Here is a 25,618-nt window from a genome sequence, read left to right on the forward strand (position 1 = left end):
GCCGGGCGCTAGTCCGGCTCGTGCTCCGTGCTCGCCAGGTCGTCGAGGAACCGCGCGACGATCTCCCGCTCCTTGGGCGTCAGCCGCGCCGCGGCGTCGAACCGCCGGGCGTGGCTGCGCCCCACGGTCTCCCGCGCCGCGCGCCGCGTCTCGACGGACACCTCGATCGCGAGGCTGCGCCGGTCGGATGGGTGGGGGAACCGGTGCACGTGGCCGCCCGCGGCGAGCCGGTCGATCAGCTTGGTGGTGGAGGCCGTGGTGATGCCCAGGTGCTCGGCGATCGCGCCCGGCGTCACGATGCGCCCGTGGTTCTGCATGGCGATGATGTAGCGCAGGGCCCGCATGTCGGTCTCGCCGAGCTTCATGTACCGACGCGACGCCTCGCTCATGCGGCGCTCGGTCTCGTGCCAGCCACGCAGGGCCTCCAGGACGCGCACGACCTGGTCGACGTCACGCTCGTCCATGCCCGCGCGGTGCACGATCTCCTCGTCGGGGTCCATGACGCGGGGGTCCAGCATCGACGGCTGGGTGTCGGCGTCCGGCACGGGTTCAGGCTCCACGCTCGGATTTTACCCCTGCACATACTGCGTCATACACTTGAATATAGCCTGGCTAGCTAAATTACCGGGCATCCCTGGCATGCCTGTGCCTTGTACCCCGCGCGTGACCCCGATCGCGTGCCCGGTGCGGGGAGCGGGCACCCCCACTCAGAGAAGGAGCCGACGACGCCCATGAGGCTCTGGTCGCTCGATCCCGCACTCCTCGACCGCCAGGGGCTCGTCGCCTGCTGGCGCGAGGCGCTCCTGGCGCAGGCCGTACTCCTCGGCCGGACCGCGGGATACACCGCACACCCCCAGCTCGAGCGTTTCACCGCGCACCCGGAGCCGGTCGCCGCCATCTCCAGCTACCTCCACGGGGTGCGGGACGAGGCGACGCGACGCGGCTACCAGTTCGACGCCGAGCGGATCTCGCGGCCGCCGGCCCCGAGCACGCGCGACGTCCGCCGGATCGTCGTGACGACGGGGCAGCTCGACCTCGAGCGGCAGCACCTGCTGCGCAAGCTCGCCGTCCGCTCGCCCGAGCTCCGGCCGCGGCTCGCCTCCACCGGCACGCCCGCCGCCCACCCGCTGTTCGTCACCGTACCCGGCGACGTGGCGAGCTGGGAGCGAGTCGTCGCATGAGCACCGCACCCAGTCCCCGCGCCCCCCGCACCACGACCTCGTGCGTTCCGCGCTGGCTGCGGGTGACCCTGCCCGCCGTCCTCATCCTCGTCTGGCTCGTGGGCGTCTCCGTGGGCGGCCCGTACTTCGGCCGGATCGACGAGGTCTCCTCGAACGACCGCACCGCCTACCTGCCCGAGACCGCCGAGGCGACCGAGGTGCAGGAGCGGCTCTCGGGCTTCACCGAGGGTGACGCGATCCCGGCGCTGGTCGTCTTCGTCTCGCCGGAGGAGCTGTCCGACGACGACCTCACCGCCATCGGCGACCGGCTGACCGCCGTCGCCGACCTGGACGTGGTGGACGGCGACGTCTCCCCCGCCATCCCGTCGGACGACGGTGTCGCCGCGCAGGCGTTCGTGCCGCTGTCGGGCGACGCCGACGTGGGCGAGGCGACCGCCAAGCTGCGCGAGACGCTGGGCGAGGACCTGCCCGCCGGCGTCGACCTGTACATCACGGGCCCGGCCGGCTTCTCCAGCGACCTGGTCTCGGCGTTCGCGGGTATCGACGGCCTGCTGCTGGGCGTGGCGCTGGCCGCCGTGCTCGTCATCCTGATCATCGTCTACCGGTCGCTGCTGCTGCCCCTGGCGGTGCTCGCCACCAGCATGTTCGCGCTGTGCATCGCGCTGCTCACGGTGTGGCACCTGGCCAACTCCGGGGTGCTGCTGCTCAGCGGGCAGACCCAGGGCATCCTCTTCATCCTCGTGATCGGTGCCGCGACGGACTACGCGCTGCTGTACGTGGCGCGGTTCCGCGAGGAGCTGCTGCACACGCCGGACAAGTGGACCGCGACGCTGCGCGCGCTGCGCGGCTCGGTCGAGCCGATCCTGGCCTCGGGCGGCACCGTCATCGCCGGCCTGCTCTGCCTGCTGTTCAGCGAGCTGCGGTCCAACAGCACGCTGGGGCCGGTCGCCGCCGTCGGCATCGCCTTCTCGATGCTCGCCGCGCTCACGCTGCTCCCGGCCCTGCTGCTGGCGTTCGGCCGGGCGGCGTTCTGGCCACGGCGCCCCGTCTACGACCCCGCCGCGGCGGAGTCCGGCGCCGAGGAGGTCGGGCTGTGGGGCCGCGTCTCGCGCGCGATCCGCGCCAGGCCGCGCACCATCTGGATCACGACGGCGGCAGTGCTCGCCCTCGGCTGCGTGGGGATCACCCAGCTCCAGGCCTCGGGCGTGCCGCAGTCGGAGCTCGTCCTGGGCTCCTCCGAGGCCCGCGACGGGCAGGAGGTGCTCGCCGAGCACTTCCCGGCCGGTTCGGGCAGCCCGGTCTACGTCGTCGCGCCGCAGGAGGACCTGCAGCGCGCGGCCGACGTCCTGCTGGCGGACGACGGCATCGAGGACGTCGCCATCACGGCCGACACCGCGAGCTCGACCGCGCCGGTGACCGAGGACGGCGTGCAGCCGTTCGGTCCGCCCGGCTCGCCGGCCCCGGAACCCGTGGTGTCCGACGGCACGGTGCTGCTCCAGGGCACGCTCGGCGACGCCGCGGACTCGCTGGCCGCGGAGCAGACCGTGCGCGACCTGCGCGCGGCCTACGCCGACGAGCTGCCCGCCGCCCTGGTCGGCGGCGAGTCGGCGACCGACCTGGACACGAACGAGGCGTCGATCCGGGACCGCACGGTCATCGTGCCGATCGTCCTCGTGGTGATCCTGGTCATCCTCATGCTGCTGCTGCGCGCGGTGCTCGCCCCCGTGCTGCTCATCCTGACCACCGTGCTGTCGTTCGGGACCGCCATGGGCGTCTCCGCGCTGGTCTTCAACGACGTGCTGGGCTTCCCGGGCGCCGACCCGGCGGTCCCGCTGTTCGGGTTCGTGTTCCTGGTGGCGCTCGGGATCGACTACAACATCTTCCTGATGACCCGGGTCCGGGAGGAGTCGCTCGTGCACGGCACCCGGGAGGGCGTGCTGCGCGGGCTGCGGCTGACGGGGGGCATCATCACGTCGGCGGGCCTGGTGCTCGCGGCGACGTTCACGGCGCTGGCCGTGATCCCGGTGCTGTTCCTCGCCCAGCTCGCGTTCATCGTGGCGTTCGGCGTGCTGCTCGACACGTTCCTCGTCCGCTCGCTGCTGGTGCCGGCGCTCACGTACGACATCGGCCGGAAGGTCTGGTGGCCGTCGAAGCTGGGGCGGGGTGGGAAGTAGACGGTGAAAAGTAGGCGGTGAGAAGTAGGCGCTGAGAAGAAGGCGCCGGCGGGTCCCGGGCGTCGTGGCGCCGGAATCCGTAGGTGGCAGAGGGTCGGCCGGTCCTGAGGGGCCGGCCCTCTGCTTTCCTGGCTTTCTTGCCGGATGCCGGTCAGGTCGCAGTGAGGCCCGCGAGGACTCGCGCCAGGCCGTCGCGGAACCACGTGTCGGCGTCGGCGTCGAACGACTCGGGCAGCCTGCCCTCGCTCACGGCGTCGAGCCACGGGTGGCGGCGTCGGGACCCGGTGCGGTCGAGGCGGCGGGCCTCCGCCGCCCACCAGGCCCGGTAGTCCGTCCCGGAACGGGATGCGCCGTGCTCGGCGAGGAGCAGCAGGGCCATGCCCTGGACGTAGCCGCTGAGCGCGAGGTACCGCCCCAGGGCCGACGGCGGGTCGGCGCCGAGCGATTCGAACGCCTCCGTGCTGGCCCGGGCCGCGTCCAGCACCGCGGGCACGAGGGGTGGCCGGCTGCTCGCGAGGACGGCGACCAGCCAGGGATGCTCGCGGTACGCGGCCCACTCCTGCTCGGCGAGGCGGACGAGGACGTCGAGCGGGGTTTCTGCCTGCGCGGGGAACGTGCTCTCGACGGGGGTCCCTGCGTGCGCCGGGGCGTCTGCGTTCGTCGCCGTGCGCTGCCGTGGGGTCGCCCGTCCCGAGGCCGTAGGGCGTGCTGTCGTGGCCGCCGGTCCCGACGCTGCGGGGCGTCCCGACGGGGCCGCCCCTCCCGGTTTGGCCTTCCGTCCAGGCGTGGCCTCCCGTCCAGGCGTGGCCTCCCGTCCAGGCGTGGCCTCCTGTCCAGACGCCGCGGGGCGTCCCGACGGGGCCGCCCCTCCCGGTTTGGCCGCCCGTCCGGACGTGGCCGGAGGCGTCGCGCGGCGTCGCGGCGCGAGGATCCGTTGGACCAGCGCGGCGATCAGCCGCTCCCGGCTCCCGAACGCGTGCTGCACCTGGGTGAGCGGCACCCCCGCACGGTGCGCGACGGCGCGGAGCGTGACGGCGGCGGCCCCGGCGTCGTCGGCCAGCGCGATGGCAACCGCCAGCAGGTCGCCGTCTTCCGGGACGCCCGCCGCCTGGAGTGCGGCGACCGGGCTGCCTGCGGTTGCGGGCGGTCGGGATGCGATGAGCCTGCCGGGCACCCGACGCCCCTCGTCCCGACGACGCCGGTAGGCCCGCGACTGACAGGACCGCGAGCAGTACCGACGAGGACGTCCGGTGCCGGCGGCCGGGCCGAGGTCACGTCCGCACTCCGCGCACGCCATGCCGGGTTCCTTTCGTCGCACACGCTGGTGAGTCGAAACTACTGCTGCGCGCTCCCGGCGCGCACGAGCCTGAGGTCATGTCGAAGCCTGAGATGCCGGATCCGGGAGCGCCGGAGCCCGGGATGTCCAACCGTGGAGTGCCGACGCTTGGAGTGCCGACGCTTGGAGTGCCGACGTCTGGGGTGTCGACGCTTGGGATGTCGACGCTTGGAGTGCCGACGTCTGGGATGTCGGGGCCGGGTCTGACCGTCCGGCCGGCCGTACCCGCGGAGTCCGACGTCGTGCTCGAGGTCTGCGTCGAGGCCTTCGCCGACGAGGCAGTGTCGGCGTGGGTGGAACCCGTCGCCGAGCGGCGCCTGGACCGCACCCGGGAGCTCTTCACGACATCGCTCCGCACGGCCGTCGACGCCGGCCAGCTCCTCGTGGCCTGGACGCCCGGAGGGGAGCCGGTCGCCGCATCCCTCTGGATCAGGCTCGACGGCGCGCCACCGAATTCCGAGACCGCCGAGCCAGCCCTGACCGCCGATCCCGCTGATCCCGCCGGACCCGATGACGACCGCTCTGTCGCACGGCGCCTGGCGGCTGTCCTGGCGGCAACCGCCGCCCGCCATCCCGAAGCGCCCCACGTCTACCTGTCGGCCATGGCCGCCCTCCCCCGCCTGCGAGGGCGAGGCGCGGGCTCGGCGATGCTGCGCCACGGCCTCGTCCAGGCCCGGGAACTAGGCCTCCCGGTGTACCTGGAGGCGTCGACGCCGCAGAACCAGCGCCTCTATGCCCGTCACGGATTCCGGGAGCACGGCGCGCCCATCCGGCTCCCCGAAGCAGGACCGACACTTCAGCCGATGTGGCACCCGAACGGGAGGACGTCCTCCTGAAGCCGAGGCTTCGCGGGAACCGAAGAGTTATCCACAGATCTTCTTATCACCCAACACATAGCACGTTCGTTCGATAGGCTCGGATCACCGTCGCAGCCGACCCGGTCCCGGCGTGGGAGATCGCGCACGAGAGGTGGTGTGAACCATGGCAGGAGAAGGGTGTGGAGGCACCCGACGTGCCCTGGAGGACGTCCTGACCGACCTCGACGCGCTGCTGGACGAGCTCATCGCCACACCACACGGATCCCTGACGACCTCAGGTCTGGTGTCGGCGTCCGCCCGGCTCCGCGTGGCCGGAGCGCGCATGGACGCCGTGCGCTGGTCGATCCTGCCCCGGATCGAGGCCGCCGGGCTCTGGGCCCAGACGGGCGCACGCACCTTCGCCGTCTGGCTGGCCCGCGCCGAGGACGTCCAGACGGTGACCGCCCGACGCGACGTCCGCACGGCCAGGGCCCTGCGCGACCACCTGCCCGCCACCCTGTCGGCAGGCCTGTCGGGTCACGTGGGTGTCGACAAGATCCGGGCCCTGGTCGACGTCGCCACCACCAGCGACACCCGCACCGAGGCCCTGGCCGCCCCGGCGGTCGATGTGCCCACCCTCGATCAAGCCGGCACAGTCCCTGATCCGGGTCCCGCTGGGGATGCACCCGCTGTACGTGACGAGCCGACGGACGAGCCGACGACGGGCACAACGGAGGCTGCACCGGCGCCTACGTGGGAGGAGCAGCTGCTCGACTGGTCGACCCAGAACGGGCCCGACCGGTTCCGCGGCCTCGTGCGCTACTTCGCCCGCCACGCGGACCCCGACGCCGACGAGCGCGGCTACACGAAGGCCAGGCAGCGCGAGTACCTCGACGTCGCACCCACGCTGGGCGGCTACCACCTGAGCGGGTTCCTCACCGAGGAGCACGGCCAGACGCTGACCACGGCGATCGGCTCGATCATGGGCGCGCCGGCCGCGGACGACGACCGCACGCCCGGTCAGCGCCGTGCCCAGGCCCTCGCCGACCTGAGCCGCATCGTGCTCGACACCGGCCGCACCGGCACCGGCGCCTCCGTCCGCCCGCACCTGAGCGTCACCGTGTCCTGGACCGAGCTCCAGGCCCTCGCCGGCCAGAGCCCGGCCAGGAGCGGCGCGGAGCACCCCGGCGCAAGCGTCCCGTCCGGGCCGACCAGCCCGACCAGCCCGACGAGCCCGACGAGCCCGACGAGCCCGACGAGCCCGATGAGCCCGACCACGCCGACCACGCCGGGCGGCCCGATCGGTCCGGACGGTGTTCCCCACATCAAGCGTCCTGCTGTCTTCACCGAGACGAGCACCCCGGTGCCAACCTCGCTCCTGCGCCGCATCGCCTGCGACAGCGAGGTCACGCGCATCGTGTTCGGAGCAGACTCGCAGATCCTGGACGTCGGCCGGAGCAGACGGACGGTCACCGGACAACTGCGCCGGGCGGTCATCGCCCGCGACCAGCACTGCGTCTACGGTCAGTGCGACCAACCGCCCACACGCTGCGAGGTCCACCACGCCCTCCGCCACTGGGCGCACGGCGGCGAGACCTCGACCACCAACGCCGCCCTGCTCTGTTACCACCACCACGACCTCGTCGACACGCAGAACATCACGATGCACTACGACCACGGCTGGCACTTCACGCACCCGAACGGCCACGTCACGCACCCCACCCGCACGAGCACCACATGACCAAGGAGCCACAGACCCACCGCCACGGCACGGCCGCCGCAGGATTCCGGCCAGATCGAGCGGCTCCCGCCCGGCCTTCGTCACCGAGGCTGGGCGGGGTCCCCCCGATCTTCACCACCGAGAGGCTCGGCGGGACCCCACCCATCCCTCGACACTCGAGACCGAAGCTGGGCGGAACCCCACCCGACCCTCGACACTCGACGCCGGGGCGGGCGGGACCCCGCACGGCCATCGACACCCAGGCCGATCAGCTTCCCGCGGGCCCGAACCGTTCGGTCCGGATGCGGGCCGGATCGTGGCCCTGGGCCACGAGCATGCGGGCGACCCCCTCGACGAACCCCGTCGGACCGCACACGTACACGCGCGGCTCCAGCTCGGGCGGCCAGCCCCACGAGGCCAGCTCGGAGGAGGTGAGCCGGCGCGGACCGCGCAACGCGGTCAGCGAGACCGCCCGCGTGTAGATCGTGCTCGCCTCGAACCCGTCGCCGCGGGCCACGAGCGCGTCGAGCTCGTCGGTATACAGCCGGTCCTCCGGCGTCCGCACCGAGTAGATCAGGCGGAACGGCGTCCGGTCGCCGGACTGGCGGCGGGCGCGGGCCATCGACATCACGGGGACCAGACCGGAGCCGCCGGCCAGGAGCAGCACGGGCGTGCCCGCGTCCCGCTCCGGATCCCAGACGAACCATCCGCCGATGGGCCCGCGCACCTCGATGGCCGCCCCGGGTGGGAAGTCGTCGACCAGGTAGGGCGACACCTCGCCGTCCCGCACGCGCTGGACGGTGACCTCCACACCCCCGCTGCCGGACGGCGTGGGGCCGCTCGCCAGCGAATAGGACCGCTCGGCGGTGTAGCCGTCGGGTGCGGTGAGACGCAGGTCCAGGTGCTGACCTGCCTGGTGACCGGGCCAGCGCGGGACGTCGAGCACGAGGGTCTCCGCGGAGGCGCTCTCGGCACGTCGTTCCAGCAGGGTCGCGACCTGCCAGCCGGACGGGACCGCGTAGCGCTGGCCGAGCCGGGTGCCCGCCGCCTCAGTCACCCTGGTACCTCTGCTCACGCCACGGGTCGCCGAGGTCGTGGTAGCCGAGCTTCTCCCAGAAGCCCGGCCGGTCCGTCGGCATGAGCGTGAGCGAGCGCACCCACTTCGCCGACTTCCAGAAGTACAGGTGCGGCACGAGGAGCCGCGCGGGGCCGCCGTGCTCGGGGTGCAGCGGCGCCCCGTCGAAGGTGTGCGCGATCCACGCCTTGCCGCCCAGCAGGTCGGCGACCGGAACGTTGGTCGTGTAGCCCCCGTAGGAGCCGACCATCGCGAAGTCGGCGGTGGACTCGACGTCCGCGAGCAGCACGTCCAGGGACACACCCCGCCAGCGAGTGCCGAACTTGGACCAGCGGGTGACGCAGTGGATGTCGACCGTGGGCGTGTCCTGGGGCAGCGCCATCAGCTGTGCCCACGTCCAGGTCTTCGCGGCACCCGACTCGTCGGTGACGGTGAAGGTCCAGGTCCGGCTGTCGACGTTGGGCGTCGGCCCGGCGGAGAGCACCGGGAAGCCCTCCTCCTTGTACTGCCCGGGCGGGAGTGTCACGCCCGCGGGCCGCGGCCGCCCGCGAAAGCCCGGGGTGAGCGTGACACCCGCGCCGCCGTCGGAGCCGGCGAGAGCGCCGGTGGGATCGGGACCGATGGGGCCAGAGCTGGTGGCATCGGTGCTGGTGCGGTCGGTGCTGGTGCGGTCCGTGCCGGTGAGATCGGGGCTGGTGAGATCGGGGCTGGTGCGATCGGTGCCCGCGGAATCAGGACCGCCAGGTACAGGCGGGGGCGTGCTGGTCATGCCTCAAGATAATGCGGCGGCGGACGCATCGTCACGCGTCGGACGGGCGAAGCGCGCGGATCTCGGCGCGCGGTCGACGCGAGGCCGACGCGAGATCGGACGCAGGACTCCGGTGCGAGTTCAAGCAGTAGTTGAAGCTTTGGCAGCACGCAGGCTGAGGTTCAGGTTGAAGGTCCCGCGCACACCACCCGACGTCGCGACCCAGCCCACGCCCACTCAGACTCAGACTCAGACTCAGACTCAGACTCAGACTCAGACTCAGACGAGACCCTCGTCGGCCAGCGCCTTCTGGGCAATCTTGAAGGCCTGGTTCGCGCTCGGCACCGAGCAGTAGACCGCCGTCTGCAGGAGCACCTCCTTGATCTCGTCGACGCTCAGCCCGTTTCGGACGGCGGCCCGCACGTGCATCGCCAGCTCGTCCCAGTGCCCACCGGCGATGAGCGCGGTCAGCGTGATCATTGAACGGCTGCGCCGGTCCAGCCCCGGACGATTCCAGATCTCGCCCCACGCGTACCGCGTGATGAGGTCCTGGAAGTCGGCGGTGAACGCCGTCGTGCCCACGATCGCGCCGTCCACGTGCGTGTCGCCCAGCACCTGGCGCCGGACGGCGGCACCGTCGTGCCGGCGCACGTCGTCCCCGCGCTCGGGTCTTCGGCTCAGGGGAACGCTGCTCGCGGGCGCGGCCCGACGAGCCGGCACTTCGCTGCGCCTCGCCACCACTCCGCCTCTCGACACACCAGCGTTGTCCGGCGCTTCGGCGCGCTCGGCCGCATCGGCACGCTCGGCCGCATCGGCACTGCTCGACGCGTCGCGATCCCGCACGATCTCGCCGCTGTCAGGGACGCCGCTCCCGTCCGACGCCTCATCCTCGTTCGCCGACGTGCCGGCGGTCAGGGCGTCACTGCTGTTCCGCAGGTTGCCGACGTCCGGCGCCTCGTCACCGCGCTCGACGTCGCCGGTGTTCGCCATGTCGCTTGCGTCCGGCGCCTCGTCACCGCGCTCAAGATCGCCGGTGTTCACCATGTCGCTCGCGTTCGGCGCCTCGTCACCGTTCAGGGCATCGCTCCCGTTCGGCTCCTCGTGCTTGTTCGACGACTCGGCACCGTTCGACGCTCCCACACCGTTCGATGCTTCGACGCTGTCCAGGACCTCACCGTCGTCCGGCGCCACGCCACCCTCCGGCGCTTCGCTGCTGTCCGACGCTTCGGTGCTGTCCGGCACCCCGCCGCTCTCCGGCACCTCGCCGCTTCTTGGCGCCTCACCGCTGTTCGAGACTTCGCTGCTGTCGGTCACGCTGTCACCCTTCCCGAGACGAGGTCGCGCACCAGGCCGGCCACGGCCTGCGGCCGCTCCGCCGGTGCGAGGTGTGCCGCTCCGTCCAGCACGTGGAGTCGTGCGCCAGGGACGGTGTCAGCGATCTCCTCGAGCTTCGCGGGCGGCGTCGCCGGGTCCGCGCTGCCCGCGATCGCGACGACGGGGACGCCGACCGCGGCGAGCTGTCCCCGCAGGTCGTGGGCGCCCACGGCGTCGCACACCGCGGCGTAGCCGAACCGGTCGGCGGTCTGCAGGCCGGCGAGCAGGCGGAGGGCCACCTGTGGTGCGCGGTCGAGGAATCCGGGCGCGAACCAGCGCCGCGTCGCGGCCTCCACCTGAGTGGGTGTGCCCGCCCGTCGCACGAGCTCGGCCCGTTCGGCCCACCCCGACGGTTCGCCGAAGGAGGTCGCCGTGCAGATCAAGGCCGCGCCGAGCACCCGGTCGGGCGCGTCCAGCAGCAACCGTTGACCGACTGCCCCGCCCACCGAGACACCGGCGTACCAGAACGGCGCCCCGACGTCCCCGCGCCGCGCCTGCGCGCGCTCGACGACGCCGAGGACCGCATCGGCGAGATCAGCGATGCTCAGTCCGTCGAGCTCGTCCGCGGACGGCGTCGGCGCGGCGCCGTGGCCCGGCAGGTCCCAGCCGATCACGTCGAGCTCGCCGGCGCCCTCGGCGGCTCGACCGCCGTCCGCGGAACCGCCCGCCCCGGCCAGCAGCCCGACCGCGTCGCCCCACAGCGCCGCCACCGACGTGCCCAGGGAGGGCCCCAGCACCAGCAGGGGGCGTGCGGCGTCGCGCAGCACGAACTCGACGGCGCCCAGCCTGGGTCGCGCGGTCATGTTCCCTGCCCTGCCTGTTCGGCGTACTGGTCCAGCACCCGGCCGACGACGGCGGCCGCCGCCTCGACGTCGGGCGCCGGTCGGAGGCCGGGCAGGCCGTCGCGCAGGTTCCGGGCCACGGCGTCGGCGTCGACCTCCAGACCTTCCAGGAGCTCCGCCGCGGCGTGCGCCGAGGCGATAGCGTGCCGGGCGAGCAGCTGCAGGGCGGGCCACTCGGCGTGCCAGGCACCGTCGGACCGCTCGTCCACGGCGAGCCCGGCGGCCCCGAGCACCTGCGCGGCCAGGTGCGGCGCGGCGATCGCGGAGCGCCGCACGAGCACCGACAGCACGGGGTTGCGCTTGTGCGCCATGGCCGACGACGTCCCGCGCCCCGGCGCGACCGGCTCACGCAGCTCACCGACACCCGGCCGGACCGCCTGCAGCACGTCGTTCGCGACCTTGCCGAGCGTCGTGCAGGTCTCGGCGAACGCCGAGGCGATCCGGACCATCGGCGTCCGGGTTGCGTGCCACGGCGCCGGGCCGACCGGCAGCCCGAGCTCGGCGCCCCAGGCCTCGACGAGAGCGAACTCGGGGCGCGGGGTCCCGATGTCGTCGGCCGGAACCGTCGACGCGGTCGCTCCTGAGCGCTCGGCCGCCTCCGCCCGCTCGGCCGCGCCCGTCCGCTCGGTCGCGCCCACCCGCTCGATCGCCCCGCTCAGGTCTCTTGGCTCAGACGGGTTGGTCGCTCCACTCAGGTTTCTTGCCTCAGACGGGTTGGTCGCTCCGCGCAGGTCTCCTGCCCCAGACGCGTTGGTCGCTCCGCTCAGGTCCGTTGCCCCAGACGGGTTGGCCGACCCGGAAAGCGCAGCCAGTCCGGACAGCTCGCCGGCCGCGCCGCCGTAGGCCAGCGGGAGTGCGCCCGAGACGGTATCCAAGAAGGCCCACGCGGCGAGGATGCCCTGCAACCAGCCGGCGAAACGCGCTCCGAGCGTCGTAGGCACCGCCGCCTGCGCGAGGGTGCGGGCGAGGGCAGGCCGGGCGCGGTGCTCGGCCGCGAGGCGGGCAGCCGCCGCGGCCGCTCGGTCGAGGTCGGTCACGACGGCTCGCGCGGCGTCGCGCAGCACGAGGACCAGCGCGGTGTCGAGCACGTCCTGCGACGTGAGGCCCGCGTGCACGGCAGGCGCGAGACGCGGCCCTGCCGCGTCTCGCAACGCGGCGACCAGCGGGATCACCGGGTTTCCCCCGGCCCCGCCGGCACGGGCCAGCCGCGTGGCGAGGGCCAGCGCGTCGTCGTCCGCCCCGGCGAGGCGCTTGACGACGGCGTCGAGGTCAGCGTCGAGGTCAGCGTCGAGGCCGGCGTCGAGGCCGGCGTCGAGGCCGGCGTCGAGGCCGGCGTCGAGGTCGGCGTCGTCCACCCGGTGCCCGACGACGACCCGCACCCAGGCCGCCTCGACGCGGAGCATCGCCCGCAGCACCGCCACGTCGTCGGTGAGCGCGGCCGGGGATCCCGGGGCGAGGTCGGCGCCGGGGGTCAGCAGGCCGACGTCAGGCATCGCCGCCACCCCGCGGACCACCGTGCGTCCCGCTTCCGTGCGTCCCGCTTCCGTGCGTCCCGCTTCCGTGCGTCCCGCTTCCGTGCATCGCGCTTCCGTGCATCGGTTTTCCGTGCGCAACCGTGTCGTACGTGAGGAACACGGTCTCCTCCTCGCCCTTCGGGCCGCCCTGGAGACGGATGTCGAACCGCAGCGACCCGTCGGGTTCGCGCGATGTGACCAGCGTGGCGCGCCGACCGGGTTCGAGCGAGGCGAGCAGCGGCTCCGCGGCCAGCGGGCTGACGCCGGCCAGGCCCCGATCATCCAGGCCGACATCCTGCGTGGCGACATCCCGCGAGGCGACATCCAGCAGACCGACATCCTGCGGGCCGCCCTCACGCGAGGCGACATCCTGCAGACCGACATCCTGCGGAGCGACATCGCGCAGGGCAGCACCGTCCGGACCTGCGCTGCGCGGGGCAGCGCCCGGGCCGGCGTCCGGCAGGTACGCGCGGGTGTGCAGGCGGTCCTGCAGGCCGCGCGCGAAGAGCGTCACCGCGAAGAACGCGGCGCGCCCCGGCTCGGTGGCGCCCGGCGTCAGGGTCCGGAACCAGTAGCCGCCCTCACGGTCCGTCTGGGCGCGGCCCCAGCCGGTGAAGGTCCCGTCGCGCAGGAGGGAGCCCGACCTGCCGACGACGGCACCCGCCGGGTCGGCCTGCCAGATCTCGATCAGGGCGTCGGGGACGGGCGCACCCGCGCCGTCGTACACCGTCCCGTGGAGGCGTACGGCGCCCGGCGCGCCGGCCTCGACCAGCTCGTTGCCGCGCGCGTAGGGCAGGGCGTAGCCGAAGAACGGCCCGACGGTCTGCCCCGGCGTCGGCGGGAGCAGGGCGTCGCGCGTGGGCACGGGCGCCCCCGCGGACGTGGGCTCGGGTGTCCGCTCACTCATCGCCGTCCTCCGGCTCGGTCCAGGTGCGGTGCGCTCCCGACAGCACGATGTCCCACCGGTACCCGGTCGCCCACTCGTGCTGCGAGAGGTCGTGGTCGTACGTCGCGATCAGCAGCTCGCGCGCCCGGGGGTCCTGGATGGACTGGTAGATCGGGTCGAGGGCGAACAGCGGGTCTCCCGGGAAGTACATCTGCGTGACGACGCGCTGCGTGAGCTCGGTGCCGAACAGCGAGAAGTGGATGTGCGCCGGACGCCACGCGTTGAAGTGGTTCTTCCACGGGTACGGGCCGGGCTTGATCGTCTGGAACCGGTACCAGCCGTCGTCGTCGGTCAGCGCGCGCCCGATGCCGGTGAAGTTCGGGTCGACCGGCGCCGGGTGCTGGTCGCGCTTGTGCACGTACCGCCCGGCGGCGTTCGCCTGCCACACCTCCACGAGCTGACGCCGGACGGGCCGGCCCTGGCCGTCGACCACCCGGCCGTGCACCACGATCCGCTCCCCGATCGGCTCGCCGCCGTGCTGCACCGTCAGGTCGGACTCCAGCGCGCCGATGTCCCGCTCGCCGAAGACGGGCGCGAACAGCTCGATCGTCTCCGGGTCGGCATGGCGCAGGTCCTTGGTCGGGTGCCGCAGGAGCGAGCTGCGGTACGGCGGCCAGTCGCGCCGCGGACCGAGCTCCTGTGGCGCGCCCTGCGCAAGCCCCTCCTCGTACGCCCGGTGCGCGGCCTCGATCTCGGCGCTGAGCTGCGCCTGCGTGTCGGCCGCCGCGTCCGGCGCCGTGCCGGCTGCTGGGGCGTCCGCCGAGTCAACAGCCGAGTCAGCAGCCGGGTCCGCTGCCCAGTCAGGCGCCGGGTCCACCACCGAGTCAGGTGTCGTGGTGGGCGCTGCGTCGGCCGCCGGGTCGGGCACTGGTTCCGTCATCTCGTCTCCCTCTCGACGTCGTCGTCGGTCGCCGTGCTCCGTGTCGTGATGCACTCCGCGCCCCGTGTCGTCACCCACCCGCTCGTCCGCCACACTCACAGCGCCCCCTCCCCGAGCACCGGGCCCCAGCCCGTGTACCCCTCCGCGAGGAAGCGTCGGCCGGACTCCGAGGTAGTGAGCGTGCGCAGCTCGGCCAGGCGCCGCCGGGCGGCGAAGCCCGTCTCGCCCGGGTGGGAGTGCAGCATGCCGCTCATCCACGCGGAGAAGTGCTGCGCGCGCCAGACCCGTTCGGCGACGCGGCGGCCGTACTCGTCGAGCACGGCGTCGTCCCGCTTGGCGAGCCAGGTCTCCAGCACGTCGTGCAGCACGACGACGTCCGCGAGCGCCAGGTTCAGGCCCTTGGCTCCCGTGGGCGGGACGGTGTGGGCGGCGTCGCCGGCCAGGAGCATGCGGCCGTGCCGCACGGGTTCGACGACGGACGAGCGGAAGCGCAGCACCGACCGTTCCTCGACGGGGCCCTCGACGAGGCGGAAGCCGTCGGGCCCGGCGACGCGGCGCTGCAGCTCGGCCCAGATCTGGTCGTCGCCCCAGCCGGCGGGATCCTCGTCGGGGTCGCACTGGAAGTAGAGGCGCTGGTGGGTGTCGGTGCGCTGGCTGATCAGGGCGAACCCGTGGTCGGACGCCGTGTACACGAGCTCGGGCGCGCTGCGCGGCGTCTCGACGATGACGCCGAACCACGCGTAGGGGTACTCGTGGACGAACGTGCGGCGCTGCGCCTCGGGCAGGGTGTGCCGCAGGGTCGAGTGCGAGCCGTCGGCTCCGACCAGCACGTCGCAGCGCAGCTCGTGGGTCTCGCCCTCGGGGTCGGTCCAGAGCACGCCTGGCCGGTCGGTGTCGCCGTCGAGCATGTGCGTGACGGTCGTGCCCCACCGGACCTGGGCGCCCTCGCGGCCGACGCCGTCCGCACCGTCGGCCGCGCGCCGGGTCGCGAGGTCGACGAAGACGTCGGTCTGCGGGTACAGCCACACGCTGCGGTCGGTGAGGCCGGTCAGGTCGATGCGGTGGTCGGCGCCGTCGAAGCGCAGCACGATGCCGTCGTGCCGGGACCCGTCGCGCAGCACGCGGTCCAGCCCGGCGTCCACGAGGACCTGCACCGCGCCGGCCTCCAGGATCCCGGCACGGTGCGTGTGCTCGATCTCGTCGCGGGAGCGCGCCTCCAGCACCACGTGGTCGACGCCGGACCGGTGCAGCAGGTGCGAGAGCAGCAGCCCGGCCGGTCCGCCGCCCACGATGCCGACGACGGTGCGCTCAGGTGCTGGTGCGGGCAAGACATCCTCCCGAGGTTCGACGGTTCAGGGAATCACGCTCAGGGAATCAGGCTCAGGGACTCAGGTACAGGGAGCCAGGTTCGGGGACTCAGCAGGTTCAGGGACTCAGGTACAGGGCATCAGGTTCAGAGGTTCATACGGTTCAGCAGGTCGGCAGTTCGCGCTCCCAGCAGCCCGGCCACGGAAACCCGCCCTACCGCATCCGGGCCAGGTCGGCCTCGATCGCAGCGGCCGCCTTGAGCAGCGGGGGCAGCACGTGCCGCAGGATCTCCGCGACCTCGCCGCGGCGGACCGGCGCCGACACGTTCACGGCCGCCACCACGCGGCCCGTCCCGTCGCGCAGCGGCGCCGCGACCGACCGCAGGCCGTCCTCCAGCTCCTGGTCCACGAGCGCCCAGCCCTGCTCGCGCACCTCGGCGAGCGCGGCCCGCAGGTCCTGGGGGTCGGTGATCGTGCGCGGGGTCAGCGCCGCGAGCGTGCCCGACGGCGCCGCCCGCGCGAGGTGCGCGTCGAGCGCGGCGGGCTCGGCGTGGGCCAGGATCGCCCGGCCCATCGACGTCGCGTAGGCCGGGAACCGCGTGCCCACCCGGATCGTCGCGCTCATGATGCGGCGCGTGGCGACGCGGGCGACATAGACGATGTCCGCGCCGTCGAGCACCGCCACGGACGAGGACTCGCTCACCCGTTCGGACAGCTTCTCGAGGTGCGGGGTCGCGATGTCCGGGAGGGTGAGGCTCGACAGGTAGGCGTAGCCGAGCTCGAGCAGGGCGGGCCGCAGCGTGAACTCGCGGCCGTCGGTCGCGACGTACCCGAGCTCGACGAGCGTGTGCAGGAACCTGCGCGCCGACGCGCGGCTGAGCCCCGTCTCGCGCGCGACGTCGCTCAGCGTGAGGGACCGCCGGTCGCCGTCGAACGCACGGATCACCGCGAGGCCGCGTTCGAGGGACTGCACGAACTCGGGCGAGCGGCCGGCCCCGGCATCGGCCCCGGCATCGGCCCTGGCATCGGCGTCGGCCCCGCCGTCCGCATCAGACTCAGGCAGACCAGACCCAGGCAGACCAGACTCAGGCACGTCGGGTTCCGGTACGTCAGGCATCCGCTCCCCCCACCGCGTGGGTGAGCCGCGCCTCGGCGAGGCTGCGCACGCCCTGCTTGGCCTGCTGCACCAGCTCGTACACGTGCGTGCGCAGGCGGGCGAACTCGGGCGCGGACCGCGTCCCGAGCTGGTCGCGGTCGGGGCCGAGGCCGATCGCGACGTCCTCCAGGACGACCGTGGGCCGGGCCGAGAGGACGAGCACGCGCTCACCGAGGTAGATCGCCTCGTCGATGTCGTGCGTCACGAAGACGACGGTGATGCCCAGCCGCCGCCACAGCTCGCGGACCAGGTCCTCCAGGTCGAACCGGGTCTGCGCGTCGACGGCGGCGAACGGTTCGTCCATGAGCAGCACCTGCGGCTCGTACGCCACGGCGCGCGCGATCGCCACGCGCTGCTGCATGCCGCCGGAGAGCTGCCACGGGTAGGCGCCGGTCACGTCGTCCAGGCCGACCGCCGCGAGGGTCTCCCGGACGAGCTCCGCCCGCCGCCCCTTCGCGACACCCTTCTCGCGCAGCGGCAGCTCCACGTTCTGGGCGACCGTCATCCAGGGGAACAGGGAGCGGCCGTACTCCTGGAGCACCACCGCCATCCCCTGCGGCGGCTCGGTGATCACCTTCTGGCCCAGCACCACCTCGCCCGACGTCGGCGGCAGGAGGCCCGCCACGCAGCGCAGCAGCGTCGTCTTGCCGGCGCCCGAGGGGCCGACGACGCACACCAGCTCGCCCGGGCGCACCTCGAACGTGAGGTCGGCGATCGCCTCGACGGGCGCCGTGCCGCCACCCGCGCCACCAGCACGGGTACCAGCCGGTCGAGCACCACCCGGACGAGGACCGCCGGCGTACACCTTGCGCAGGCCGCGCACGGCGAGACGTGCCCCGCCTCCAGCGGTGTCCGTCATCTCGGTCCCGTCCATCTCAGGCACCTCCGTTCTGCGACTGCCGGTACCCGAGGTACCAGCCGAGGACCGCGCTCGTCACGGCCCGGAAGACGAGGGACAGCAGCACGCCGATGACGCCGAGCAGGATGACCCCGCTCCACATCTCCGGGATGGCGAAGCTGCGCTGGAACTGCACGATCGAGAACCCCAGTCCGTCCTTGGCCGCGAACATCTCGCTGATCACCATCAGGATGATCCCGATCGACAGCGCCTGCCGGGCGCCGGTCACGATCTGCGGGCCGGCGCCGGGCAGCACGAGGTGCCGCAGCGTCGCCACGCGCCCGAGCCGGTAGGCCCGGGCGGTGTCGCGCAGCACCGGGTCCAGGCCGCGCACGCCCTCGACGGTGTTGAGCAGGATCGGCCACAGGCAGCCGGTGGCGATCACGACGATCTTCATCGGGGTACCGATGCCGAGGAACAGCATCAGGACCGGCACCAGCACGGGCGGCGGGATCGCGCGGAAGAACTCCAGCACCGGCTCGGCGTAGGCGCGCAGCGCGCGCGAGGACCCGATCGCCACCCCCAGGCCGACGCCGGTCACGAGCGCGACCGAGTACCCGGCGAGCAGTCGCAGCACGCTCGGCACCACGTCGGTCGCGAGGCGGCTCCCGCCGATCCCCTCGCCGGGCGGGGCCCCGGAGGGGGCGCGGAACCACGTCTCGCCGAACGTGCCGACGATCGCGCGCAGGGGCGGGTTGAAGTACGACGTGCTGCCGGCCGTAAGGACCCACCACGCCACGAGCAGCACGGCGGGCAGGCCGACGACGAGCAGCACGGACCGCAGGACCAGCGCCGCCCTGGAACCGCTCCGCGCCGGGCCCGTCATGCCGCACGCTCCCCACGGACCGAGGGGTGCCAGAACAAGGTCCGGCGCTCCAGCGCGCGGGCCACGACGTTCACGCCGACACCGAGCAGGCCGGCGACGACCACGTAGGCGTACATCGACGCGACCGCCCCCGAGGACTGCGCCACGCCGAGCAGCTTGCCGATCCCGGGGGTGCCGATCAGCAGCTCGCCGGTCACGGTCAGGATGAGCGCCACGCTCGCGGCCAGCCGCAGGCCCGTCATCGCGTATGGCAGCGCCGTCGGCCACACCACGGTGCGGACGCGGGTCAGCGGCGAGAACCGGTACGAGCGCGCGGTGTCCGAGGCGACCGGATCGACGTCCTGCACGCCCGCGAGCACCTGCACCAGGACCTGCCAGAAGCTCGCGTAGACCACGAGCAGCAGGGTGGAGGTCATCCCCGTGCCGTACAGCAGGATGGCCACGGGGATGAGCGCGACCGAGGGCACCGGACGCAAGAACTCGATCGTCGACGCCGTCCCGGCCCGCAGCAGCGGCACCGACCCGATGACCACGCCCAGCACGACGCCTGCCACGAGCGAGATCGCCAACCCCGTGAACCACGTGGTCAGCGTCTGCCCGAGCGCCGTCCAGAACTCGCTCCGGCCCAGTCGTTCCGCCAGCGCCGCCAGGATCTGCGACGTCGGAGGCAGGTACCGCGCGCTCACGAGCCCGAGGCGTGGCACGAGCTCGACGACCAGGAGCAGGGTCGCGACCCCGGCCGCGCCGAGCGGCCAGGCGGGCACGTCTCCGGTTCGGCTGCCGGACCGGGCAGCGGACCGAGCAGCGGACCGAGCAGCGGACCGAGCGCCGGACCGGGCAGCCGGGCTGACGACGCGGCTCACGGCAGCAGCGTGCTCACGTCGACGGCCTCGTCGAAGAGGCCCTGTTCCAGGCCGAGGTCGGCCAGCACCTGGAACGACGACGCCTCCAGCCCGGCCGCGAACCGCGGCATGATCATGGCCTTCTTCACGGCCGGGTCGATCTCGGTGTAGGTGTCCAGGATCGCGCGCGTCTCGTCGGGGTGCTCCTCCGCGTAGGTCAGGGACTCCTCCATGGCGGCGGTGAAGGCCTCGACGGTCGCCGGGTCGGCGGCGATCTGCTGGTCGGACGTGAAGTAGGCGGCGATCAGCAGGTCGGGGTCGGTCTCGGCGAAGTTGGAGGCCACGACCCGCGCGCCGTCCTGCAGCGCCCGGGTCAGGTGCGGCTCGACGATCCACGCGGCGTCGACCTGGCCCCCGGCGACGGCGGCCGGCATGTCGGGGAAGGCCATCTCGACGAACTCCACCGCGGCCGGGTCGCCGCCGGCGTCGGCGACCACCTTGCGGATCGTGGTGTCGCCGATGTTGTTCAGCGTGTTGACGGCGACGGTCCGCCCGGCCAGGTCGGCGGCGTCCTGGACGTCGGAGTCCTCCGGGACGACGACGGCGCTGAAGTCCTCACCGGCCACGCCCGTCGTGGAGTTGCCGGGCGCCACGGCCTTGAGCGGCAGCCCCTGCGACGACGCGACCAGCAGCGAGGTCACGTTGCTGAACCCGAACTGGTACTCGCCGGCCACCACGGCCGGCACGATGGCGGCGCCACCCTGCGCGAGCTCGAGCGTGACATCGAGGCCCTCGTCCTCGAAGAAGCCCTCCTGCACGCCGAGGTAGATCGGTGCGACGTCGACGATCGGGATGACGCCGACCGTGACCGGCGTGAGCCCGCCGTCGGACCCGCCGCCTCCGGTGCCGCCGGAGCCGGACCCGGCCTCGGAGGCGCCCCCGCACCCGGCCAGGAGCAGGACCGCCGTCGCGGCGGCAAGAACAGGAGCAGCAGCAGAAACAGCAGCAGGGACAGCGGCCGGGACAGCAGAAAAGCGGGTACGTCGCACTGAGGTTCTCCCTTGAACATGGTGCTGAACGTGGTGCTGAACATGGTGCGGAACGTGATGCTGAACATGGTGCGGAACGTGATGCTCGCACTGTGTTCGGTATCCGAACGATTGTGCCCACAAAGAACATAGCGACCCCGGCGGTGCGCGGTCAACGCCGTCCGGCCGCGTACGCAATCGCCCTCATTGCCCGATCTGCCCAGCGGTAATAGCATCCGCCTGCCCGGCTTTTCACCCGCTCGCACGTACCCCGCTCGCACGTACCCGAAGCGCAGGACTCACGAGAGGCCCGTCATGGAACGCACGGACCGCCGACCGACGCCCCACACACCGGCCCGCATCCTCGCGGCCGCCGCCGTCACCCTGCTCGCGCTCGTCGCACCGGCCACGGCCGCGCAGGCCGACCCGCCGCCGAACCTTCCGCAGAACGCCGGCGGGTACGAGCAGTCCTTCTCCCCCGCCTACGACTACGACACCGACGGCTGCTACGCGACGTCCGCGATCGGCCCGGACGGGACGCTGGCGACCGGCCTCGCGATCGGCGGCGCCGTCAACGGGAGCTGCCGCGACCAGTGGGACCTGGACGCGTCGCAGACCTACTCGCGCGACAAGTGCAACAACGGCTGGTGCGCCGTCATGTACGCGAGCTACTTCGAGAAGGACCAGACCATGGACGGGCCGGTGGCGATCGGCAGCCACCGGCACGACTGGGAGCACGTCGTGGTGTGGGTGAACCAGGCGAGCAACCAGGTGGAGCACGTCTCGATCACCGAGCACAGCGGCTCGGCGACCTACCCCCGCTCCCAGGTCCGGTTCGAGGGCTCGCACCCCAAGATCGTCTACCACAAGGACGGCGTGAGCACGCACCTGTTCCGCCTGGCCAACGGTAACGACGACCCGCCGGAGAACCACTACGGCACCTGGCGCTACCCGCCGATCGTCGGCTGGAACGGCTGGCCAAGCACGGCGCTGCGCGACCGCCTGATGACCGCCGACTTCGGCGGTGCGAGCATCAAGATCGACGACGGCGACTTCACCTACTGGCTGGAGCGCATGAAGCCGGCCGGCATCCCGTTCGACCCGGCGGCCTAGCCCGACTCCGCCCAGACGCGGGCCGGGCCGACCCAGACGGGGTCGGCCCGGCGCGCGACGTCGGCGACGAACAACCGCTCCAGCCCCGTCAGGTCGCCGGACCGGGCTGCCACGACGAACGCCTCCAGCAGCGCCCGGCGCTTGCTCGCCAGCACGGCGCTCCGTCGCCCGGACGTGATGTGCTTGCGCGCCCGGCTGACGAGCTGGCGCGCGGCCGCCTGCGAGAGCTGGACGATGTCGGCGATGTCGGCGTACGCGTAGTCGAACGCCTCGCGCAGCACGTACGCGGCGCGCTCGGTCGGCGTGAGGCGTTCCAGCAGGACCAGGACCGCGACGTCCAGGGCCTCCGCCCGCTCCGCGCCGAGCGCCGGATCGTGGCTGGTGTCCACCGGCTCGGCCAGCCACGGGCCGACGGACGTCTCGCGCCGCGTGTGCGCGCTCTGCAGCACGTTGATCGCGAGCCGCGTGGTGGTCGTCGTCAGGAACGCGTGCGGGTTGCGGACGACGGACCGGTCCGTGGTGTGCCAGCGGATCCAGGTCTCCTGCAGCACGTCCTCCGCCTCGACGACCGAGCCGAGCATCCGGTACACGATCCCGAGGAGCTGCGGGCGGACCTCCGTGAAGACGGCGGCCGCGACGTCGAGGCCCGGCCCTGGCTCGCCCCGCCCTGGCTCGCCCGGCTCTGGCTCGCCCGGCTCTGAACTGCCCGGCTCGGGGGCACCTGATGCGGTCATGGACTCACCTCGGGGACGAACGGCCGTCACAGCCGGCGCCCCCGACCGGTCGTACGTGTGAGGCCGATAAAAGCACGGCCCGGATCCCCTGTCCTGCGCTGCCCGCGCCGCCACCCGGGCGGGCAGACCCATCGAGATGCATCCACAGGCTCGGTAGCAGGCAGGACGTAGCAAGCGACAGAGCAGGCAATCAGAGCAAGCAATCAGAGCAAGCAATCAGAGCAAGCAAGGAGAAGAACATGAGCGAGCACGTGCTCGAGCCGGCAGCCCAGGCGTTCGCCGACGCGACCGCGAAACCCCCGTTGCTCTACGAGCTGGGCGTCGAGGGAGCCCGCAAGCTGCTCGACGACGTCCAGGCGGCGCCGATCGAGAAGCCGGACGTCGACGAGAGGTGGATCACCGTCCCGGCCGACGTCGGCGACGTGCGGGTGCGGATCGTCAAGCCCGTCGGCGCCGGATCGACCGGACCGGACGGCGCGGGCCGACCGGGGCAGGAGCTGCTGCCGGACCTGCTGCCCACGCCGCTGCCGACCATCCTCTACGTGCACGGCGGCGGGTGGATCCTCGGCAACGCGGGCACCCACGACCGCCTCGTGCGCGAGCTGGCCGTGGGCGTCGGCGCCGCCGTGGTCTTCGTGGAGTACACGCGGTCGCCGGAGGCCCAGTACCCCGTGGCGATCGAGCAGGCGTACGCCACCGCGCGGTGGATCACCCGGCACGGCGCCGCCGAGGGGCTGGACGCCACGCGGCTCGCCGTCGTCGGCGACTCGGTGGGCGGGAACATGACCGCCGCCCTGTCGATCCTGGCCAAGCAGCGCGGCGACGTGAGGTTCGTGCACCAGTCGCTGTACTACCCGGTGACCGACGCCGGGCAGGACACCGGCAGCTACCGCGAGTTCGCCGACGGCCCGCACCTGACGGCCAAGGCGATGGCGTGGTTCTGGGACGCCTACCTGCCGGACCTGGAGCGGCGCGGCGAGATCACCGCCTCCCCGCTGCGGGCCACCGCCGAGGACCTCGCGGGCCTGCCCGAGGCGTTCCTCGTCGTGGACGAGAACGACGTGCTGCGGGACGAGGGCGAGGCGTACGCGCGGAACCTGCTGGCCGCCGGCGTCCCGACCACGACCATCCGCTACAACGGCACGATCCACGACTTCCTGATGCTGAACCCGCTGCGCGGCACCGCCGCGACGACCGCCGCCCTGGAGCAGGCCGTCCACGTGCTGCGCAAGGCGCTGGGCACCACCGTGAGGAGCAGCACCACCACCACATCAGTCGCCAACACAGCAGTCACCACCACAGCAGTACCGAGCAAGGGAGAGCAGTCATGACCACACCCACCGTCGTCCTCGTCCACGGGGCGTTCGCCGAGTCGTCGAGCTGGAACGCCGTCGTCGGGCACCTGCAGCAGCAGCTGATCCCGGTGGTCGCCGTCGGCAACCCGCTGCGGTCCGTCGCGGGTGACGCCCAGTACGTGCGCGACGTCGTCGCCTCGATCCCCGGGCCGGTCGTCCTGGCCGGGCACTCCTACGGCGGCATGGTCATCACGGAGGCCGCCGCCGGCAACCCGAAGGTCGTGGGTCTCGTCTACGTCGCGGCGTTCACGCCGGACACCGGCGAGAACGCGTTCAACCTGTCGGCCAAGTTCCCCGGCAGCACCCTCGGCGCGACGCTCCAGGCCTACCCGGTCTCCACCGGTGGCAACGAGCTCGCGATCCGTCCGGAGGTGTTCGGCGAGCAGTTCGCCGCCGACGTCGACGAGGACCTCACCGCCCTCATGGCCGCCACCCAGCGGCCGGTCACCGAGGCTGCCCTGACCGACGACCTGCCCGCGGCCGAGCCGGCCTGGCGCACGATCCCGTCGTGGTTCGTGTACGGCGAGGACGACCGCAACATCCCGGCCGAGCTGATCCGGTTCATGGCCGAGCGCGCCGGGGGCCGCCTGGTGACCGGGGTGCCCGGGGCGTCGCACGCGGTCGCCGTGTCGCACCCGGTCACGGTGGCCGAGACGATCATCACCGCGGTCCGGGCCACCTCGGACTGAGCACCGAGCACCGAGCACGGACACCGAGTTCGGACACCGGGCACGAACACCGAGCACGATCACCAAGCTCGGACACCGGGCTTGAACATGACGCCGGCCGGGAGCCCGCCAGCATCCCGGCCGGCGTCGTCCGTGCGCCGTCGGCGCGCGCCGCGAGCGCCTCAGAAGGAGCCCACGACCTCCAGGAGCCGGAGCCGGTCGTAGCTCTCCGTGCCGGGCACCGCGGTGAAGACCGTCAGCGCCTGGTTCTGGTCCGGGTCGAGCAGGGTCTGCCCGTGCAGCTCCACGAGACCCACCTCGGGGTGGTTCAGGCGCTTGGGCTCGCAGTAGGGCCCGACGACGGGGTGCTCGTCCCACAGCCGGGCGAACTCCGGGCTGCGGTCGCGCAGCCGGACGGCGAGCTCACCCGCCGGGGACCGCGGACCGGTCTGCGCCTGGAGGGCGGCGAGCCGCGCCGTGAGCGTGCGCCCGTGCCGCTCGTGGTCCTCCTCCGGTGTGCGGTCGCGGGCGTGCGGGTCGGTGAACCACCGGTAGGCGCGCACCCGCTCGGGGCCGGTGTAGGACGTCTCGTCGCCCAGGAGCGCCACCGCGAGCCGGGTCTGCCGCAGGGTCTCGCCCAGCACGTTCTCGACCTGGGCGGGCGCGTCCGTCAGACCGTCGAGGATCCGCATCATGCCGACGTTGACGTGGTCCCCGCGCTGCACCCGGCGGGGCAGGGCGTGCCCCGCGAGCTCGACCAGCCGGTCCCGCTCCTGAAGGCTCAGGCGCATCCCGTGCGCGATCGCCGCGAGCACCTGCTCCGACGGCACCGGCCCGCGCTGCTGCTCGATGCGGCTGTAGTAGTCGGCGGAGACGCCGCTCAGCGCCGCCACCTCCTCCCGCCGGAGCCCGCTCGTGCGCCGGCGCGGGCCGCGCGGCAGGCCCACGTCCTCCGGCTGGAGCGCCTCGCGGCGCGTCCTCAGGAAGTCGGCCAGCTGCTGACGGTCCATCGTCGCCTCACTCTCGTCGTGCGGACCCTGCGCATGCGGGCTCTGCGCATACGGGCTCCTGCTTCGCGGGAACCTTCGCTCTCGGAACCTTCGC

23 protein-coding genes and 1 pseudogene are annotated in these 25,618 nt (G+C 73.1%); 7 read left to right on the plus strand and 17 right to left on the minus strand.

Features of this window, described 5'->3' with window-relative positions; translation table 11 throughout:
- Positions 1-8: 8 nt before the first annotated feature.
- Complete coding sequence (locus ACZ7LE_RS24065) at positions 9-560, minus strand: MarR family winged helix-turn-helix transcriptional regulator (RefSeq protein WP_397395685.1); 552 nt, start codon at positions 558-560, stop codon at positions 9-11.
- A gap of 171 nt (positions 561-731) precedes the next feature.
- On the opposite strand from ACZ7LE_RS24065, the gene ACZ7LE_RS24070 reads away from it, so the two are divergent.
- Both ACZ7LE_RS24070 and ACZ7LE_RS24075 read left to right on the plus strand, forming a co-directional pair.
- On the plus strand, positions 732-1,181 hold the full coding sequence (locus ACZ7LE_RS24070; RefSeq protein ID WP_470405746.1) for a pyrimidine dimer DNA glycosylase/endonuclease V: 450 nt from the start codon (positions 732-734) through the stop codon (positions 1,179-1,181).
- On the plus strand, positions 1,178-3,355 hold the full coding sequence (locus tag ACZ7LE_RS24075; RefSeq protein WP_470405747.1) for an MMPL family transporter: 2,178 nt from the start codon (positions 1,178-1,180) through the stop codon (positions 3,353-3,355). Before ACZ7LE_RS24070 ends, ACZ7LE_RS24075 begins: the two co-directional genes overlap by 4 nt.
- A gap of 151 nt (positions 3,356-3,506) precedes the next feature.
- Here ACZ7LE_RS24075 and ACZ7LE_RS24080 read toward each other — a convergent pair whose 3' ends face one another.
- Complete coding sequence (locus tag ACZ7LE_RS24080; RefSeq protein WP_470405748.1) at positions 3,507-4,529, minus strand: TetR/AcrR family transcriptional regulator C-terminal domain-containing protein; 1,023 nt, start codon at positions 4,527-4,529, stop codon at positions 3,507-3,509.
- 200 nt (positions 4,530-4,729) lie between these two features.
- On the opposite strand from ACZ7LE_RS24080, the gene ACZ7LE_RS24085 reads away from it, so the two are divergent.
- A complete protein-coding gene (locus ACZ7LE_RS24085) occupies positions 4,730-5,527 on the plus strand; it encodes a GNAT family N-acetyltransferase (RefSeq protein ID WP_470405749.1) in 798 nt (265 codons plus the stop codon).
- 145 nt (positions 5,528-5,672) lie between these two features.
- On the plus strand, positions 5,673-7,229 hold the full coding sequence (locus ACZ7LE_RS24090; protein WP_470405750.1) for an HNH endonuclease: 1,557 nt from the start codon (positions 5,673-5,675) through the stop codon (positions 7,227-7,229).
- A gap of 247 nt (positions 7,230-7,476) precedes the next feature.
- Here ACZ7LE_RS24090 and ACZ7LE_RS24095 read toward each other — a convergent pair whose 3' ends face one another.
- The 13 genes and pseudogenes from ACZ7LE_RS24095 to ACZ7LE_RS24155 all read right to left on the minus strand — a co-directional run bounded on the left by ACZ7LE_RS24095 (position 7,477) and on the right by ACZ7LE_RS24155 (position 20,665).
- Positions 7,477-8,265, minus strand: a complete 789-nt coding sequence (locus ACZ7LE_RS24095; RefSeq protein WP_470405751.1) for a ferredoxin reductase — start codon at positions 8,263-8,265, stop codon at positions 7,477-7,479.
- Entirely contained in the window at positions 8,258-8,905 is a 648-nt protein-coding gene (locus tag ACZ7LE_RS24100) for a sulfite oxidase-like oxidoreductase (RefSeq protein WP_470406029.1), read from the minus strand. Before ACZ7LE_RS24100 ends, ACZ7LE_RS24095 begins: the two co-directional genes overlap by 8 nt.
- A gap of 405 nt (positions 8,906-9,310) precedes the next feature.
- Complete coding sequence (gene pcaC / locus ACZ7LE_RS24105; protein ID WP_470406030.1) at positions 9,311-9,712, minus strand: 4-carboxymuconolactone decarboxylase; 402 nt, start codon at positions 9,710-9,712, stop codon at positions 9,311-9,313.
- A 629-nt stretch (positions 9,713-10,341) separates the two neighbouring features.
- Positions 10,342-11,208, minus strand: coding sequence for an alpha/beta fold hydrolase (locus ACZ7LE_RS24110; protein WP_470405752.1), 867 nt, complete (start codon positions 11,206-11,208; stop codon positions 10,342-10,344).
- Positions 11,205-12,740 carry a lyase family protein gene (locus ACZ7LE_RS24115; protein WP_470405753.1) on the minus strand — a complete coding sequence of 512 codons (1,536 nt, stop codon included), beginning with the start codon at positions 12,738-12,740 and terminating at the stop codon, positions 11,205-11,207. Before ACZ7LE_RS24115 ends, ACZ7LE_RS24110 begins: the two co-directional genes overlap by 4 nt.
- 475 nt (positions 12,741-13,215) lie before the next feature.
- A pseudogene (locus ACZ7LE_RS24120) lies at positions 13,216-13,626 on the minus strand (dioxygenase family protein); the annotation flags it as partial.
- 34 nt (positions 13,627-13,660) lie between these two features.
- Complete coding sequence (pcaH, locus tag ACZ7LE_RS24125) at positions 13,661-14,587, minus strand: protocatechuate 3,4-dioxygenase subunit beta (protein WP_470405754.1); 927 nt, start codon at positions 14,585-14,587, stop codon at positions 13,661-13,663.
- A gap of 95 nt (positions 14,588-14,682) precedes the next feature.
- A complete protein-coding gene (locus tag ACZ7LE_RS24130; protein ID WP_470405755.1) occupies positions 14,683-15,915 on the minus strand; it encodes a 4-hydroxybenzoate 3-monooxygenase in 1,233 nt (410 codons plus the stop codon).
- Between the two features lie 193 nt (positions 15,916-16,108).
- Positions 16,109-16,867, minus strand: coding sequence for an IclR family transcriptional regulator domain-containing protein (locus ACZ7LE_RS24135; protein WP_470405756.1), 759 nt, complete (start codon positions 16,865-16,867; stop codon positions 16,109-16,111).
- A 136-nt stretch (positions 16,868-17,003) separates the two neighbouring features.
- The gene (locus tag ACZ7LE_RS24140) at positions 17,004-17,924 is read right to left on the minus strand and encodes an ABC transporter ATP-binding protein (RefSeq protein WP_470405757.1); all 921 of its coding nucleotides are present in this window, start codon (positions 17,922-17,924) and stop codon (positions 17,004-17,006) included.
- 1 nt (position 17,925) lies between these two features.
- On the minus strand, positions 17,926-18,774 hold the full coding sequence (locus ACZ7LE_RS24145) for an ABC transporter permease (protein ID WP_470405758.1): 849 nt from the start codon (positions 18,772-18,774) through the stop codon (positions 17,926-17,928).
- Positions 18,771-19,538 carry an ABC transporter permease gene (locus ACZ7LE_RS24150; RefSeq protein WP_470405759.1) on the minus strand — a complete coding sequence of 256 codons (768 nt, stop codon included), beginning with the start codon at positions 19,536-19,538 and terminating at the stop codon, positions 18,771-18,773. Before ACZ7LE_RS24150 ends, ACZ7LE_RS24145 begins: the two co-directional genes overlap by 4 nt.
- 95 nt (positions 19,539-19,633) lie before the next feature.
- On the minus strand, positions 19,634-20,665 hold the full coding sequence (locus ACZ7LE_RS24155) for an ABC transporter substrate-binding protein (protein ID WP_470405760.1): 1,032 nt from the start codon (positions 20,663-20,665) through the stop codon (positions 19,634-19,636).
- A 294-nt stretch (positions 20,666-20,959) separates the two neighbouring features.
- Between ACZ7LE_RS24155 and ACZ7LE_RS24160 the strand changes: the two genes are divergently transcribed.
- On the plus strand, positions 20,960-21,757 hold the full coding sequence (locus tag ACZ7LE_RS24160) for an NPP1 family protein (protein ID WP_470405761.1): 798 nt from the start codon (positions 20,960-20,962) through the stop codon (positions 21,755-21,757).
- Here the strand turns inward: ACZ7LE_RS24160 and ACZ7LE_RS24165 are convergent.
- Positions 21,754-22,491, minus strand: coding sequence for a sigma-70 family RNA polymerase sigma factor (locus tag ACZ7LE_RS24165; protein WP_470405762.1), 738 nt, complete (start codon positions 22,489-22,491; stop codon positions 21,754-21,756). The genes ACZ7LE_RS24160 and ACZ7LE_RS24165 overlap by 4 nt on opposite strands.
- A gap of 239 nt (positions 22,492-22,730) precedes the next feature.
- Here ACZ7LE_RS24165 and ACZ7LE_RS24170 point away from each other — a divergent pair, with 239 nt between their 5' ends.
- Entirely contained in the window at positions 22,731-23,822 is a 1,092-nt protein-coding gene (locus ACZ7LE_RS24170) for an alpha/beta hydrolase (RefSeq protein WP_470405763.1), read from the plus strand.
- Positions 23,819-24,535: an alpha/beta fold hydrolase gene (locus ACZ7LE_RS24175; RefSeq protein ID WP_470405764.1), complete on the plus strand. Its 717-nt coding sequence runs from the start codon at positions 23,819-23,821 to the stop codon at positions 24,533-24,535. The genes ACZ7LE_RS24170 and ACZ7LE_RS24175 overlap by 4 nt, the downstream gene beginning before the upstream one ends.
- A gap of 161 nt (positions 24,536-24,696) precedes the next feature.
- Here ACZ7LE_RS24175 and ACZ7LE_RS24180 read toward each other — a convergent pair whose 3' ends face one another.
- Entirely contained in the window at positions 24,697-25,524 is an 828-nt protein-coding gene (locus tag ACZ7LE_RS24180) for a helix-turn-helix transcriptional regulator (RefSeq protein WP_470405765.1), read from the minus strand.
- Positions 25,525-25,618: the final 94 nt, after the last annotated feature.

The organism is Promicromonospora sp. NPDC110617, assembly GCF_055598465.1.